Annotated in this window: 11 protein-coding genes; 4 read left to right on the top strand and 7 right to left on the bottom strand. The window is 47.7% G+C overall.

Going from position 1 to position 16,041, the window contains the following annotated elements:
- Window positions 1-78: 78 nt before the first annotated feature.
- From ACYVD4_RS07630 to ACYVD4_RS07645, 4 genes are all read right to left on the bottom strand, one after another.
- Window positions 79-3,585: a leucine-rich repeat domain-containing protein gene (locus tag ACYVD4_RS07630; protein ID WP_460944060.1), complete on the bottom strand. Its 3,507-nt coding sequence runs from the start codon at window positions 3,583-3,585 to the stop codon at window positions 79-81.
- Between the two features lie 91 nt (window positions 3,586-3,676).
- Window positions 3,677-4,546 carry a hypothetical protein gene (locus ACYVD4_RS07635; protein WP_460944062.1) on the bottom strand — a complete coding sequence of 290 codons (870 nt, stop codon included), beginning with the start codon at window positions 4,544-4,546 and terminating at the stop codon, window positions 3,677-3,679.
- A 35-nt stretch (window positions 4,547-4,581) separates the two neighbouring features.
- A complete protein-coding gene (locus ACYVD4_RS07640) occupies window positions 4,582-5,529 on the bottom strand; it encodes a hypothetical protein (protein ID WP_460944064.1) in 948 nt (315 codons plus the stop codon).
- Between the two features lie 22 nt (window positions 5,530-5,551).
- Window positions 5,552-6,433, bottom strand: a complete 882-nt coding sequence (locus tag ACYVD4_RS07645) for a hypothetical protein (RefSeq protein WP_460944066.1) — start codon at window positions 6,431-6,433, stop codon at window positions 5,552-5,554.
- 218 nt (window positions 6,434-6,651) lie between these two features.
- Here ACYVD4_RS07645 and ACYVD4_RS07650 point away from each other — a divergent pair, with 218 nt between their 5' ends.
- On the top strand, window positions 6,652-8,358 hold the full coding sequence (locus ACYVD4_RS07650) for a sensor histidine kinase (protein ID WP_460944068.1): 1,707 nt from the start codon (window positions 6,652-6,654) through the stop codon (window positions 8,356-8,358).
- Window positions 8,351-9,097, top strand: a complete 747-nt coding sequence (locus ACYVD4_RS07655; RefSeq protein ID WP_460944070.1) for a LytR/AlgR family response regulator transcription factor — start codon at window positions 8,351-8,353, stop codon at window positions 9,095-9,097. Before ACYVD4_RS07650 ends, ACYVD4_RS07655 begins: the two co-directional genes overlap by 8 nt.
- Window positions 9,098-9,191: 94 nt before the next feature.
- Here the strand turns inward: ACYVD4_RS07655 and ACYVD4_RS07660 are convergent, their stop codons facing one another.
- A complete protein-coding gene (locus ACYVD4_RS07660; protein WP_460944072.1) occupies window positions 9,192-10,124 on the bottom strand; it encodes an ROK family protein in 933 nt (310 codons plus the stop codon).
- A 130-nt stretch (window positions 10,125-10,254) separates the two neighbouring features.
- Window positions 10,255-11,250: a tetratricopeptide repeat protein gene (locus ACYVD4_RS07665; protein ID WP_460944074.1), complete on the bottom strand. Its 996-nt coding sequence runs from the start codon at window positions 11,248-11,250 to the stop codon at window positions 10,255-10,257.
- A gap of 7 nt (window positions 11,251-11,257) precedes the next feature.
- Here ACYVD4_RS07665 and ACYVD4_RS07670 point away from each other — a divergent pair, with 7 nt between their 5' ends.
- Window positions 11,258-11,506 carry a hypothetical protein gene (locus ACYVD4_RS07670; protein WP_460944076.1) on the top strand — a complete coding sequence of 83 codons (249 nt, stop codon included), beginning with the start codon at window positions 11,258-11,260 and terminating at the stop codon, window positions 11,504-11,506.
- 353 nt (window positions 11,507-11,859) lie between these two features.
- Here ACYVD4_RS07670 and ACYVD4_RS07675 read toward each other — a convergent pair whose 3' ends face one another.
- Window positions 11,860-13,524 (bottom strand): GEVED domain-containing protein, encoded by a 1,665-nt coding sequence (locus tag ACYVD4_RS07675; RefSeq protein ID WP_460944078.1) that lies wholly within the window; start codon window positions 13,522-13,524, stop codon window positions 11,860-11,862.
- A gap of 372 nt (window positions 13,525-13,896) precedes the next feature.
- Here ACYVD4_RS07675 and ACYVD4_RS07680 point away from each other — a divergent pair, with 372 nt between their 5' ends.
- On the top strand, window positions 13,897-16,041 hold the full coding sequence (locus tag ACYVD4_RS07680) for a nitrite reductase (RefSeq protein ID WP_460944080.1): 2,145 nt from the start codon (window positions 13,897-13,899) through the stop codon (window positions 16,039-16,041).

Genomic DNA, 16,041 nt, shown 5'->3' on the forward strand with positions numbered 1-16,041 from the left:
AAAATAAATCCCTGACCCTTCTCGGACGAGCTTGGGTCAGGGAGCTAAACATGGTGTGATAGAAAATTTACCGGCTTCCTAATTTTCAGTAATCCTCAATCGCCCAGTTGCACTAAATAGTAGCCGGCCGCCTGTGCCATAAAGCACCCGGAACGCTTGTCCGGTATAATTGGGAGGTATGGTTACGGCATGGTTCAGTGTGGCCAAATCCTGACTAAGTGGCACTCGTCCACACGACCAGACACTTGCATCATTCCAGTTTCCGGCTTTTACACTATGCATACTGGGGCAGGGAAGCGTGGAAGGAATAACACTCAACTGGAAAGTTGTTGAGACCGATAGTCCACCGGGGTCATACGCACGAACAGTTATCGTAAAAGGAGTGCCTGTTGTGGTCGAAAATGCGCCAGAAATTCTTGCTGGTGCTGTGAAACGAGTTCCGGTTGGTAGATTTGTTGCCAGCAGGCTCAGGCTGCTGGGTGTCTCGGCATCGGTAAACGTATTGGCGGGTAGGGTAAAACTGAAGGGCTGATTTACCGTTACGGATTGGGGTGAAATAGAGGTGACAACCGTTGGAGGTGTACTGCTACCCGAACAGGCCGCTACCCAATTGTAAGTAAATGAAGCTTCGCCAGGGTGGTCCTGTTGCATTGCTTTCAGGACTATTATTGGTGAATCGACATTTAATTCGAGCCGATACGGGCCGGAAGAATAAGTTGGAATGAATTCATTTTCAATGGAAAAACGTATCGGTTGGCCGTTTAGTCCAACATAGATCGGTGTAAGCTGAACAGCCCGGCGATTGGGAGCTACTACGGTACAACCACTTAACGTAACACCAATGATGGAAAAAGCCGGATACACAGTCAACGGGAACGTAGTACTAATGCTCAATCCACCTGTATCCGTAGCCGTAACAGTTACCGATGAGAGTAAGGGAGTCGTTAACGTAGTAGAAGGGGTTCCCGAAATTGTTGCTGGAGCCGTAAAGCTTAGCCCTGCCGGTAAACCGGATACAGACAAGGTAAGATTTCCGGGTGTTTCGCCATCCGTGAAAACATTGTCAGCAATTGTCAGGCTGAACGCCTGGCTAGCTGTGGCCGATTGCGGGGAAATCGGATTGAGCACAATTGGGTTGCAATTCTGATAGCTAACCATAACGGTAGCGGTTGACGAACAGCCACTTGCATTGGTGGCCGTAACGCTGTAGACACCTGCAGTGCTGGCCAGTGCCGTATTACCACCCGTGCCGCTCTGCTGCGTAGCCGCTGCTGAAAAAACATACTGGCTATAGCCCTCACTGGCCGTTAGGGTTACATTGCTGATCGAACAGCTTAACGGACCGCTGGCTGTCAGACTTAGCGGAGGTGCTGCGTTGCCCAGTACACTCACTGTAGCTGTTTGCGTACAACTACCACCCTGACCAACAATAACGGTAAACGTTTGCGAACCTGCCAGCGTTAAACTCGCCGATGCAGTACTGCTGTTAACGGCACTGGTAAGGGTGGCACCTGCGGGTGCTACCCAGGTAAAACTGGTACCGCCGGTTGTGCTGAGCTGAACCGTTTCGCCGGTGCAAACGGCTGAAAAGCTGGCAGTTGCCGTTGGCGAGAAAGCATCGCCACCCTGTCCGGTCGAGCAGAAACGGGTAAAGGCAACTGCACTACCACCACCTGGCAGTCCGGCATTACTGGTAAAATTCTTAGTCGATACGGCGCAAAGTGCGGTCAGGCTCGACGGATAACAACCGCTAAGGTTGTTCGTTCCCAGGTTCAGGTAGTTTAATTTGGTGAGTTTGCTTAGACCTGCCGGAATAGGGCCACTCAACTGGTTGTTGCTCAGATATAAGTAGGTCAGATTTGTAAGAGCACTCAGGCTGGCGGGTAGACTTCCGCCCAATGGGTTGAAAGCCAGATTGAGTACATCGAGACCAGTAAGGGTGCTTAAACTTTCGGGAATGCCGCCTGTCAACTGATTGAAACTTAAAACGAGTTCTTTTAAACCAGATAACCCACTGAAACTAGCGGGTATAGAACCACTTAGCTGATTGGCGCTCATGTTCATGCTTTGAAGGCTGCTCAGATTGCCCATGCTGGCCGGAATACTTCCCGTAAATTGGTTGGTGTTCAGGCGTAAATAGATCAGCCTCCAAAGATTCCCCAGCCCTGCCGGAATAGGGCCACTCAACTGGTTAAGACTTACATCCAGTGATGTCAGATCAGTAAGCGCACTAAAGCTGGAGGGTAGGCTGCCCGTAAGCTGGTTATTGGTTATACCAAAGGAGGTTAGTTTAATCAAGGCTCCCAGTTCTTCGGGTATACTACCGGCTAATCGGTTATAACCTAGAGAGAGCGTCGTCAGGTTGGTGAGCACACTCAGGCTGGCGGGTAGGCTGCCGGTCAGTTGATTCGAACTCAGGGAAAGTGTCGTTAGATTGGTGAGGGCGCTCAGGCTGGCGGGTAGACTACCGCTCAGATTATTGCTGTTTAAAAAGATCGACGTAACGCGGCCTCCTGAACAACCAATGCCCTGCCAGCCGCTACAAGGGTCGCAGTTAGTGAGCCATTTGGTTTTGTTGGTCCAGCCAGCACCGTTTGTACTGTTGTATAAATCGGTCAGTGCCATCAGATCCGGATGACTACCCACCGATACCGTAGCACTCGCCACCGAACTGCCACTGGCCGTACTTACCGTCAGGGAAAACGTCTGCACACCCGACCCCGCTGCCACTGCCGTCTGACTAAATGTACTACTGGTCGATGTTCCGGTTAAGGACGTAGCATTGGCGTTCGTTAGCGTAAAGCTGTAGCCTTCAGTTACGTTTGCTAAGGTAGCTGTAAACGTGGTAACACTACCGATACATGTAGTACCGGACGTAGGAGCAAATCCACTGATGACCGGGCCAGGTACCTGAAAATCGAGTTTGATACTGGGCGTGTTCTGGCTGTAGGCACTTTGCGACGAACTGAGTTTTACCCGGTAATACGTACTAGTGCTGACACTGGCTGTATACGTAGCAGCGGTAGCCGAGGCAACGTCTGTCCAGGTACTGTTGTCAGGCGATGACTGCCATTGATACAGCAGGTTGTTGCCCGAAATGTTTGTGCTTAGCAAACTCGTGTACGACGTAGTGCCCGTTATAACCGTTGCTTTGGTCAGTAAGCCTTTTACCGTACCGGTTAAGCTACTATTTGTGATTAACGTAGCATTCGGGTTCTGATCACTACGTAGATACAAAAGCTCGGCACCGACATTGACATTCCCCGCAACGAACGTAGCGGATTGAGACACAGTCACTACGTTATTAAATGCAGTTGTTCCCGTGACCTGATCAATGATGAGTTTATTCAGATTTGTTGCCCCCGTACCCGAAAAACTGGTTGCACCAGTGGCTTTCAACGTACCACCGGCATCGGTAAAGGTGCCATTATTAACAAACGAGCCACCACCTACTACTACGTTGGAGCTTCCCGACACCGATATGTTGGTACCGTTGCCAATCTGTAAGCTGACCTGAGCGCAGGCATGATACGGATAGCCTGCCAACAACAGTCCTATAAGAATGAGTTTGTAAAAATTAGGCATAAGTAGTAACTGAAGAATAGAATGGTCTTGAAAATGAGTCGGTTAGTTGCCATTGTGAACAAAAGCAGGCAAACCCTCGTAGTGGAATGGCTTACCTGACACGAACTATAGTCAGGTTCATAGAGCCATCGGTAGACGTATACGCCGAGACAGTAGTACTCCATGACTGGGCTCTGAGCCGGATCGTATCGCCAGCATTAAGGTAGATCAAGGCCCTGAGCGCGCTTATATTTCTTTGTTCATTAGAGGACGTGTTTGAATCCCAACTGCTAATCCACTGCGTACCTGAAAGGCTCGTACTGGTCATTGAACTATTCTTATCCAGATAACCAGTGATACCAACTGTTGAGATGCCCCCGGTGCTGCTAACCCCTTTCAGGTGTACGTCAATATCATACCAGCCAGCGCCCGAACTTCCCACCGTAAATACAGTTCCGCTCCAGGTATTCCCGCCGGTTAGCGTTGCATTGCTGTTGTTTGCCCCAGAAAATTGGAGTTCATTATTCGTGCTGGTTCCATTTAACGCCGTAATGTTTTGCGTCGCATTATTTAGTATCTGGAGTTCTACATTGGGATACGTAGCCGCTACGTTGGCCCAGCTGGCCGTGGTGCCATTGGTTTGCAGAAACTTACCGGCATTTCCGGTTTGCGAAGGCAAACTACTTCCGCCACCCAAGGCAGACCAGGTCGTTCCATTATAGAAATAAAAACCTGTCGTTGCATCAGTTTGGTAAACCAGCAGTCCTGTGGCCGGATTGCTGATCAGCCCCCGTTGCTGGGCCGTCATGCGGGGCACCAGCATTCCCTGATTGGTGCTTTTAACATCCAGCAACGCCGATGGGTCGGCCACACTACCGTCGGTATTGATACCCACCGCACCCGTTTGGGCGAACGAATCGGATAGGAAAACGCAAAAAACAAAGGCTGCAAGCCAACGCCAGGTCTGGTAGAATTTCGTCATGATACATTGTCAGTAAGGAGTATAGAAAAAAGTAGTTAGTTCAGTTTGACCACCGTAATGTTCGACGAGCCATCGCCATTTAGGAGAGCCCCAATCACTTGACTGCCACTACTCGCTCTGATCTGAAAAAACTCCCCGGCATTCAGGTACACCATTGCCGAAACAAATCCCCGGCCTTTGTAGGGGTTCTGAAAGGTTTGGGTATTTAGCAAGCCCATCCCGTAAAAACTAGTGCCGTTATTGCCGGTGCCATTCATATCAATCATGGGTGCTGCAAACGTATTTGATGAGGTGAGCTGAATCGTGATGGCATATAGGCCCGCTCCATTGGCTCCTACGGTAAATTTGTTGCCCGACCACGTATTACCCAGCGTGGGCGATGTTTTCAGGTTCGTGAAGTCGATAATATCGCCCAGCACCAAACTGCTACCAACCGGGGTCGTTATGGCCGTTGCAATGGAGGCTGCCAGTTGTAAACTCGCACCGGGAACCGTTACCCAGTTGGCGGTGCCAGCACCATTCGTGCCCAATACCTGATTGGCTGTTCCGGTAGAGGTCGGATACGTAGTGCCGCCTAACGTAGCGGCTCCTGTTGTGGTCAGGCTCGCTACGTTAGTGATTTTCTTATCATTCATGTTCAGGTCCTGCGTTGCCGTGTGGTTGCCTAGGTTGTCGCCACTACTGTTGCCATTTAGCGATGTCCACGATAGGCCGTCGTAATAATAAAAACCAGATATAGCGTCGTTCTGAAACACGAGCAAACCCTTGGCCGGATTGGCAATGTTGCTCCGTTGCTGGGCCGTCATGCGGGGCACCAGCATTCCCTGATTGGTGCTTTTAACATCCAGCAACGCCGATGGGTCGGCCACACTACCGTCGGTATTGATACCTACCGCGCCTGTTTGGGCATATAGGTTAGTTAGAAAAAGGCTGAAAATCAGGGCGATCAAAAACAGATGTATGGTTCGGTAGCTATTCTTCATGTGATGCATCCGTGAGAGCGAGTTAATTCATTTTCATCACTAGTATGTTACTTCCCGCATCGGCACTGATGGGCTGAGAAGCGGTGCTTGAGTTTGCACTGAGAGCTAAAATTTTAAAACTATCGCCTGCGCTAAAAGGAACAAATGCGACAATTTCGCCACGACCTTTTGTGCCAGTAGGTGTATAGACAGAAAGGGTTGGATAGGGGCCATATATGTTTCCTATATTGCCATAAACGGTGTTGTTTATTTGTATGACCAGGCTCACAGGTACTGTATTCGTAACCAGACTGGCATCAGGTGTATGAACACGTACCTGAATCATATAAACACCTGCTCCGTTTGGCCCCACTGTAAATGTGTTATTAGTTGTCCAGGTGTTTCCGTTACTGGGCAGCGTAAGCACATTGTTAAACGATATCGTGGGCGGTGTCGTAGTTGTGGCAACGGGTAAAATCTCACTAGAGCCTCCAACTTTGTTTGCGTTAAGTTGCAGGCTTGCTCCACCCCCATTTGCGGGAGTGATCCACTGCGTGTTGTAGTTTGTTGCGTCAACTTTAGCAAGTACCTGCCCCGTTGAGCCGCCTGCTGGGACGCCCTGCCCTGATACATTGAGCCAGGCCGTTCCATTATAAACATAAAAACCTGTCGTTGCATCGGTTTGGTAAACCAGTAGCCCTGTGGCTGGATTGCTGATCAACCCCCGTTGCTGGGCTGTCATGCGGGGCACCAGCATTCCCTGATTGGTGCTTTTAACATCCAGCAGCGCCGATGGGTCGGCCACACTACCGTCGGTATTGATACCCACCGCGCCTGTTTGAGCATAACTAACTTGCCAATGTAAGCCCAGAAAGACAAAAAAAAAGAGTAGGAAGCAACAGGAACGGGTAGAGGTGTTTTTCATAAAAATGTATTTTTGTGATTTACTGAATTGCTATTTTTTAAATAAATAATTATCATTTATGGGTTAGTTGGTATGTACAAAGCAACGTACGAATGAGACAGGCTACAACTTCACGCCGAACTTTGAGTGCGAAATGGGGGTACTTTGAGTGCGAAGCCTGGGTAGGGGCTCGAAAGACTTGTCTAGTTTTGCACTTTCGTTTTTTACTAAAAAGTTGAATGAGCTTCCCGGTACTTGTTTATCGTTGTTATGTACGCTGGTTGCTGTCTGCCGGGGTTATCCTCTGTGGGCTGACTGCCTGCAACGACAGTCAAGAGAAACGGGCCGCTGGAACTGTCAAAAAACAGGAAGACAGTCTACGTTTTTTTCGCTACCTCAACGCTGGCGATTCGGTGTATTCGACAAAAAAAGGATACACCTCGTTTGCCACCAGTTTAACGTATTACGATAGTGCACAGACCATTGCTGATCGTTCGGGCGATACGTTATTGCTGGCCGAAGCAATTTTTGCCAAAGGACGGGTTCATGATGCCTGGAATAAAGAACCTCAAAAAACAATTGCTTATTTTAAGCAGGCCACAGCGTTGTTTAAAAAGCTACCGACAGCCTATAAACGTTACCTATACGCCAAGCATCTAGTTGCCCACGCCTATGACAAAGTGCTGGATAGTACAAACGCATCACTGGTTTTAACGGAACTGTTCAACGAGTTAAAATCTAAAGACACTACGTTACTACGTTCGACTCCCTTAACGGCCGAAATGGCGCTAATTGCCACAGAAGTTCGTGCTTACCCGCTGGCTGATAGCATTTTGAACCAACTCAGTCGACGGCAATGGATACGTAACGATCCTGATACCTACGATTATCTGAATCACTATTACCTCACTCAAAGTCGACTCGATGTATTCTGGCGAAATCGTCGTCCTTCAGATTATGTTGATTCGTTACAGCAGGTTTTGCGCCAGAGTACGAACGTAATGGATAGTCTGTATTATAGCGAGAATCTGGCAAGGCTACTGGCCGTTGAAGGACGCTTTGAAGCTGCTTATCAATACAAACTACTTGAGGATGCGATCTCAAAGCGGCTAAATCAGCATGAGTCTATTGCCGATATGCAGCAGGCACTGCTACGTAGTGAATTACTGGCCGAAAAGCGTAAGCTCGAATATCGTGAAACAATTCGGGAGACTCGCCTTACTGCTCTCTGGATATTGGGCGCACTGCTGGCGGTGATAACCGGACTTAGCGTATATCTATACCGTCGGAATAAAACGTACCGGATTCAGTCGCTTCATTTATTGGCGCTGAATTCGAAACTCGATGAAAAAGTAGTGCAGGTTGAATTATTGAATAAAGAGATTCAGCACCGGATCAAAAATAACCTCCAGATTATTTACAGCCTGCTGCAAATGCAGGAACGTAAAAGTGAGCACGAAGAAACTATCGAAAATCTGCAAATGGCTCGTTTACGAGTAGAAAGCATTGCCGCCTTACATAATCAGCTTGCCAATAACGAACAGATACTGGATATTGCGGGGTATAGTAAAGCGTTAATTTCGGCGGTTGTTGCTTGTTTTTCTATTGATAAACAAGTTGTTACGCACATCGACTCCACATCGTTGAAGCTGCCCCAGAATCATTACCTACCGCTTTCGCTGATTCTGACCGAGTGGGTAATCAATTCGATAAAGCATGCTGCCACCAAAAATGGTATTTTGGAAATTAACGTAGCATTCAAACACCAGCAAGGTCAGTTTTGCCTTGATTATTCGGACAATGGACAGTGTACGAAAGAAATGCCGGTTTCATCCTGGGGGCTTGGTAACGAGATTGTTACGTTATTATGCCGGCAATTAAATGGCGTATTAACAGCCGCCGATGACAACCCTTATCACTATACCCTTTGTTTTGACAATGGCTGAAAAACTACAACTACTCATTGTTGAGGATGAAGCGTTGATAGCCGAAAATCTGAAGTTTACCCTCGAAGATTTAGGCTATACCGTATCGGGAATTGCCTACACATTTGCCCAGGCCCAACAACTTATTGCCACTACGTATTTTGATCTGATTCTGCTCGATATCAATCTCGGTAGCGCATCCCCAGCCGATACCGGGCTTGTACTGGCCGGACAGGTAAAAAAAATGGCCCGACCGTTTATCTTTCTTACCGCGTACAGCGACCGGGCTACAATCTTGGAAGCTACTCATTTGCAGCCTAATGGTTATTTAATTAAGCCCGTAAATCCGGCAGCTCTGTTTGCCGCTATTCAAACCGCCATTGAACATCACACCCAGGCGAAAGAAATCGTTCCGCCGTTTGCTACGCCCGAATCACCCGCTTTTTTCTTTGTGAAAGTTGGCAACCGAAACCTGAAACTTCACTGGAAAGATGTATACTGTCTGGAAGCCAGCAAGAATTATGTACAGATACGGGTCAATCATTCACCTGTAGAATACACCATTCGAGGAACCTTAAGCTTTGTGATGCAGCAGCTTATTCCAGCAGCACTTCAACAGAATTTCCGTCAGCTAAACCGCAGTACGTGCGTGAACCTGCACTACGTAACCGCCTTCGATGGCGAAGCTGTTTACTGCGGTACACAACGGATTGAAAATACCCGAATCCCTATGCGGGAATTACAGGCTCAGTTTACGTAGCATCTGCTACGTATCAGGCACCAAACCCATTTGCCTGGTTGAGAACGAATATCCGGAAGTCGCTTTAATGTGGTCATAAAGCAGTGTCTCGAATTTATAACATAGCCGCCCCAAAAATGCCCGCACTGTCGCCTAGTTTGGGTTTTAGAAATCGGGTATTCATTTCGCCACTATTAAAAACGTATTTACGCGCCCGTTCGGCCCCTTCCGTATACAGTAAATCGATGTTGCCCAGCCCGCCACCAATCACAATAGCGTCGGGATCGAAAATGTTGATAATCACAGAAATTCCTTTGCCGAACGATTCGAGCAGGCGATTCATGGTTTGGCTGGCTACCAGATCATTACCTTGCTGATATCGCTCTACGATCTCCTTCATCGGACGGGCTTCTCCGCTAAGTTGCTGGTAATAGCGCTGAAGCGACGGGCCCGAAATAACCTGCTCAACGCAGCCCTTTTTACCGCAGTAACAGATATGACCTTTCTCTTCCAGTACGTTATGTCCCCATTCGCCCCCTAATCCCTGTAAACCATTCAGCAGGAAAGGGCGCCGATTGGTTTCATCGTAATTGCTACGTACTACCATACCACCGCCCACACCCGTACCCATAATAACACCAAATACACTCTGATAATCAGGTACTACGTCGGGCACGATACCCATTGTCGCTTCAGCCAAAGCCAGGCAGTTGGCGTCGTTGGCAATTTCAACAGTTAGCCCCAGACGTTCGCTTAAATCCTGTTTCATGGGTTTGCCATTCAACACGGTCGTATTGCAGTTTTTCATGGCCTGCCGGTACGGATCGAACGTGCCGGGCGTACTAAAGCCAATACGTTCAGGCTGTTGGCCAGTTTCAGTTTTAAGCGTGTTGATCAGCCCTACAATCTGATTAAGAATATGCTCGTAGCCTTTGTTGGCTTCGGTGTCAATACGTTTACGTACGAGAACAGCATCGGGAGAGGGAGCCGACAGGACAATTCCCTCGATTTTAGTGCCGCCCAGATCAATACCCCAATAGGTCTTCATGGATAAAGTAGCGATAGATGACCGCGTAGCGGCCTCGTTAGATACGAATTGCGCAATTTTGCGAATATAACAACAACCTCGTTTACACTCCTCTGGTTATAGGGATTATCATTGGTTTTTAATTGTAAATCTACTTATTGAGCTCGTCTGCCGGAACGCCCAGTTTTTGCGCTGTTTCAAACGCAGTCCGTGACTTTTCTGGCTGATTTTGCTGTTGATAATACTGGCCAAGAGTGCGATGCGCCCAGCCATTCTGTTCGTCAAGCTGTAAGGATTCCTGAATAAGCGGAAAGGCTTCTGCTGCACGGTTCTGTTTTAGCAGAAGGTAAGCTTTGTTGTTGAGGTAATAAGGTTGGCGGGGTTGAATCTTTAATGCTTTATCAACGAACGTGAGGGCCTCTGCATAGTTTCCAGCCTGCGTTAACAATAAGCTTTGGTTATTCAAGGCAGCATCCTGTTTAGGATTAAGCTGAAGGGCACGGGTAATATCCTGCTGAGCCGGGCCATACGCCTTCTGTTGGAAATATAATGCGCCCCGGTTTGTGAGTGCATCGACATTGTTGGGTTGTAATCGAAGTGCCTGATCATAAGCGGTTTTAGCCTGCGGTAACTGACCGAGTTGTAAATAAGCATCACCCAACCGGGCCTGATAAAAGGTGGAGTCGCGATAGGTTCGGTCGATACGTTGTAAATCGGCTAAACTTCCGGCGGCATCGCCCAGTTCAAGTTGCACTTCAGCCCTATTCATATAGGCAGCGGCAAAATCAGGGTCGGCCTGAATGGCACGAGTATAGTCGGCTAGCGCACCTTCGCGGTCGTCGTTACGGAATCGGGCCAAACCCCGATTGCTGTAGGCATCGGCAAAATCTGGTTTTTTGGTAATGGCCTCGGTATAGAACCGAATCGCTTCTTTGTATTCCCGTTTCTGCAACTGCACATTTCCCCGTAGAAAAAACTGGGCTGCTTCTTCCGTATCGGATCTACAGGACGTAGTAAGGAATGAACAATGAACAATGAAAAATGAAAAATGGATAAGGAAAAATAGTTGCCGATGATGCGGATTTCGGGAGTTCGTTACCTTTGTTTCTCTGCTTTTTTTGTTCATTATCCATTTTTCATTCTTCATTACTACAATGCGTTTTGTTCAGGAGATTGCTCACCCTCAGTTTCGGATTGGTCTGTATGCATGGAATGGCAAATATATTGTCAAAATAGAAGCCGGGCCTTATGAACAGACTTATAAAGTAAATGAAATGGATTTATTAAAGCCCGATGCTGTACCATCATTGCTCGATGAGGCATTTCTAGAGCGGGTAACCCAGCGGTTTCGGGATATGGCTGCCGACTGGCAGTCGACAGGAGATCGGAACGATGTATTCTGATATGTTGCTTAACCAAACGGCACGTATGACTTAAAAGTCTACTAAGGATTGGTAACCGTCAGGCGACTGTTTTCAGTGAACGTAACGCTGGCATTCGTCTCAACAAATCACTGGAATGGTATACGTAGCACTGGCAGGGGCTGTTGCTGTGCTGGCTTTCATTTGTGACAAAAGTTGTTGAAAACCTATAAACTGGGTTCCACAAATGGTATCGGCTTTTTGTGAATAGGCTGTTCAATAGTATAACAGGCTACTAAAAAGGAGCAGATAGAGCCTTGCCATAATGTTGGATATTTTATGTGCAATTATACCATAGCAAAAAACGCTACGTCGGCCGACGTAGCGTTTTTTGTTCAGAGCGGATTCATTATTCTTAGCCGACCGTTTGTGGTGAACGTAACGCGACCGCCCGTTTGATAAACGACTCGCCGGGTTATGGCGGCATCGTCAGTAACCGAGATGTTGTGACCTGTAGCAACGGTCACTACGTCGGTTATTGTCGGTAGTCGGTTACAAGACCACACAGTCGGGTCGTTCCATTGACCTGATTTAACCGTAACCATCTGTGTACAAGGCGAAGAGATCATAATACCATAATCTTCAATTTCGCCGTAACCACTACTAGGATTTCCCGGCAGATTACAGGCCGTTGGGGGAGTCGATCCTTTATCAACAACAACACGCATCCGTAAATACGTATTCGTAACGGCCGTATTCGGAATGAGAATATTGCCCGATGATACGTCCGAAAAGGTTGATATACTGGAAACGAGTTCATTCGTTTCGTTGAAACTCCCGTCGTTATTATAATCGATGTATATCTTCCGATAGGGGCTATAAGCTGTTAGGCTAAACGGATAGCTTGTGTTGGGCAATACGGTGGTTTTACGAGCGCATGAAAAATCGCTGTAACCACCTGTAATAGCTGGGGTTGGATACTCTTCTGAGAAATTATTGATGGTATTGAACTGTATCTGGCTGATTCCATTGACGTTGTTGGTTGTTGGGGCACCAAATGTAATACTGCAACTGGCAGGCGTCACGATGTCGGCTGTTGTTGGTGTCGTGAGAAAGGAGGAGTTGGGTAACGTGGATAGCTGATCGGCCAGAAAATTACGCATCCTCGTAAGCTGTCCTTGGGTGAAGTTGCGAAAACAACTGTAATTCATCAGGTTATCGGCCAGCGTTTGGCCATACGTACTGTTCGTACAACTGTTCGGATCATTCGGGTCACAGCTGAAATGGCCATTTTTATGCGGATTGGTATCTGCTACTTGATCGCCATCTGTGGATGGATTTGCATTTGGTGGACACGAGTATTGCCCATTGACTAACGTAGACCCTTCGAAGGTATGAAAGAGGGATAAAACGTGCCCCATCTCGTGCGTTAGCAACCCATTGCCGGGATTCCCATTGGCTCCTCCACTGACCATAAAAATGTCACCCCCACCTAATCGGGCATAACCAGAAGCAAACGAGATGTCCCGAACAACCCGGATCGTGAGATAGTCGGCTGGATTGGGTTTCGTAAATGGCGGATAGGCTTTCGCCAGATTATCGCCATACGGATAGCTCGTTACTCCCTGACTGGCGTAGTTTGGATAGTTGCTGGCATCAACCCTGTAGATACCATTAAAAGCAGTGCAGTTTGGCATCCGTTTAGCTAGTTCGAACCGAATCTGGGCATCAGGACCGCTGCCCATGGTCGAGGTGCCGGCAAACTTCCGGTTCATTTCGTCCAGTGCGCCCTGAATATCGGAATCCGATACGTTTGAGCCGACGCCAACCGCTTCACCAATATGATAAACAACAACCACAACCGGTATGGTATACGTAGCACTGGCGGGGGCAGTTGCACCTTTTGCTTCTGGCAAAGTGGTGTTGGAATGTGCGTTCGGGTTAAGAAAATACCGTTGGGCTCCCATGAAATCGGTACCGCATGGGGGGGCTGTTTTTTGGGCAAAGCCCATGCTTAAATTAATCAGTAAGAAAAGAGAGAAAAATACAAGTCTTTGCATTAGAAGAAGGTTATTAACAGTTAGTGGCTTATAAATTGGAATAAGCTGGCTAATATATATATGATAATTAAGTCGTATAAGTATATATACTGAAAGGTCGTTTTACGAATTTGAGGTTAAACTGATAGGCAATACCTCTCTACTGCATAAGTGTCTGTAGATTGATCTTTATTGCTTTTGATAAGTGGAATAACAGATTAAGTTTGGCTTATCTGTATAAGCATTAGTTATCGACCATAATCAGAAGTTGGGCAATGGCTGAACTTAATCGACAGTGAATGGCTTTATATTTGTAAAAAAGTTAAGACGCCAGAACAAACTGGCGTTTACTTTTAAAATACTAGTTGATTAATCCTATAGACTATAAGAGTTATGTCTATCCAGTTGACCGACAACGTTAGCACAGCCGCCCGCCGTGATATTCTGGACTTACAACAGAAAATCAGTTCGTTCCAGCAAGGTAACATTGCCGATGAAGCATTTCGTAAATTCCGACTGACCCGTGGTGTGTATGGTCAGCGTCAGCCTGGGGTTCAGATGATTCGGATCAAACTACCCCACGGACGTATTACGGCCGATCAACTCATTCGCATTGCTGATTTGTCGGATAAATACGCAACGGGCAACCTACACGCCACCACCCGGCAGGATATTCAACTTCACTTTGTAAAGCTGGCCGATTCGCCACAACTCTGGGCCGATCTGGAAGACGCAGGTATTACGCTCAAAGAAGCCTGTGGCAACACGGTTCGGAACGTAACAGGTTCGGCCAGAGCCGGTGTTGACCCAGAAGAACCGTTTGATATTACCCCTTACGCCTATAGCATTTTCGACTATTTTCTGCGTAATCCGATTTGTCAGGATATGGGCCGGAAATTTAAAATCTCCGTTTCATCGAGTGAGAAGGATTCTGCGTATGGCTACATGCATGATGTGGGGTTAGTCGCTCGTATTCAGGACGGCAAGCGTGGGTTCAAAGTAATGCTGGGCGGAGGTCTGGGTGCTCAGCCTTTTTCCGCACAAACGGCCTTCGAATTTCTTGAAGAAGAACGGACGATTCCCTTTATCGAAGGCGTCATTCGGGTATTCGATCGTTATGGTGAACGCCAGAAACGTCACAAAGCCCGGATGAAATACCTGCTCAACGATATAGGGCTGGAAGAACTTCTCCGCCGGGTAGAAGCTGAAACGCCTGCGCTTCGGGTTAAGGAGTATGTTATTGATCGGAGAGAGGAAACGGTAATCAGACAGGCTGAACCAGAAACGGGAGCTTCAGAATCGTCTGCCCTTACTGATACTGTAGCTTACCAGACCTGGCGTAAAACCAACGTATTTGAGCAGAAACAAGCGGGTTGGTTTGCGGTTCAGTTGCGGGTATTGCTGGGCGATATGAGTTCAGACACAGCGCGTGAATTAGCTCAACTGGTTAAACAATACGCTGCGGATGATATTCGGGTCACGGTAAATCAGGGCTATCTGTTACGTTACGTTAAAGCAAGTGATTTGCCGGCTCTTTACGAAGGGCTCAACGCACTTGGTCTGGCCAATCCTGGATTTGATACAACCGCCGATATTACCACCTGTCCGGGTACCGATACGTGTAATCTGGCTATTTCGAGCAGTTATGGCATCACGCGGGCACTCGAACGGATGATGCACGACGAGTTTCCGGATCTGGTATTCAACGATGATATAAAAATCAAAATATCGGGCTGTATGAATGGCTGTGGCCAGCATTCAGTTGCGAATATTGGATATCATGGTTCGTCGCTGAAGAACGGAGCTTACGTTTTACCCGCGTTGCAGGTGCTGCTGGGTGGTGGTTTCAACGGAAAAGGCGAAGGGCTGATAGCTGATAAGGTGATTAAAATTCCGTCGAAACGCGGCCCTGATTCACTACGTTTCCTGCTACGTGATTTTGAAGCCAATGCCTTCGACGGAGAATATTATAGCGATTATTACGCCCGGCAGGGGAAAAACTATTTTTATCAACTGCTGAAGCCACTTGCCGATTTGAAAACTGTTGTTGACAGCGACTATATCGACTGGGATCACACCGAACAATACGTCACTGAAGTGGGTATTGGCGAATGCGCCAGCGTATTGATAGACCTCGTTGCTACTACGTTGACCGAAGCCGAGGAGAAGTTAACCTGGGCGCGCGAAGCGTTTGCCGAAAGCCGCTGGTCAGATGCACTCTATCATGCCTATAACGTATTTATTACAGGAGCTAAAGCTGCCCTGATGAGTCGCGACGTACCGACCAATACACAACATGGTATCGTGAGCGATTTTGATAAGCATTTTATGGGTGAATCTGGCTTTCATGAGGCTGAAGGCGACTTTAAAGCGTTGGTATTCAGTATCAATAAACAGGAGCCTTCGGAAGAATTCGCGTACCGGTTTATGGAGCAGGTCGAATCGTTTTTGCAACATGTACAGGCGTATCGTGATACTCAGATTGAAGCCGAAGGGGTCCCCGAACTTCAGGAGCTAGTACAGGCACAAGACAGTTAA

Source organism: Spirosoma daeguense (genome assembly GCF_054776875.1).

Bases quoted from the DNA above. Each gene is read 5' to 3' on its own strand.
- ACYVD4_RS07645 (WP_460944066.1), bottom strand. From the start codon at position 6,433: ATGAAAAACACCTCTACCCGTTCCTGTTGCTTCCTACTCTTTTTTTTT.
- ACYVD4_RS07650 (WP_460944068.1), top strand. From the start codon at position 6,652: ATGAGCTTCCCGGTACTTGTTTATCGTTGTTATGTACGCTGGTTGCTG.
- ACYVD4_RS07660 (WP_460944072.1), bottom strand. From the start codon at position 10,124: ATGAAGACCTATTGGGGTATTGATCTGGGCGGCACTAAAATCGAGGGA.
- ACYVD4_RS07670 (WP_460944076.1), top strand. From the start codon at position 11,258: ATGCGTTTTGTTCAGGAGATTGCTCACCCTCAGTTTCGGATTGGTCTG.
- ACYVD4_RS07635 (WP_460944062.1), bottom strand. From the start codon at position 4,546: ATGACGAAATTCTACCAGACCTGGCGTTGGCTTGCAGCCTTTGTTTTT.
- ACYVD4_RS07680 (WP_460944080.1), top strand. From the start codon at position 13,897: ATGTCTATCCAGTTGACCGACAACGTTAGCACAGCCGCCCGCCGTGAT.
- ACYVD4_RS07640 (WP_460944064.1), bottom strand. From the start codon at position 5,529: ATGAAGAATAGCTACCGAACCATACATCTGTTTTTGATCGCCCTGATT.
- ACYVD4_RS07675 (WP_460944078.1), bottom strand. From the start codon at position 13,524: ATGCAAAGACTTGTATTTTTCTCTCTTTTCTTACTGATTAATTTAAGC.
- ACYVD4_RS07630 (WP_460944060.1), bottom strand. From the start codon at position 3,585: ATGCCTAATTTTTACAAACTCATTCTTATAGGACTGTTGTTGGCAGGC.
- ACYVD4_RS07655 (WP_460944070.1), top strand. From the start codon at position 8,351: ATGGCTGAAAAACTACAACTACTCATTGTTGAGGATGAAGCGTTGATA.
- ACYVD4_RS07665 (WP_460944074.1), bottom strand. From the start codon at position 11,250: ATGAAGAATGAAAAATGGATAATGAACAAAAAAAGCAGAGAAACAAAG.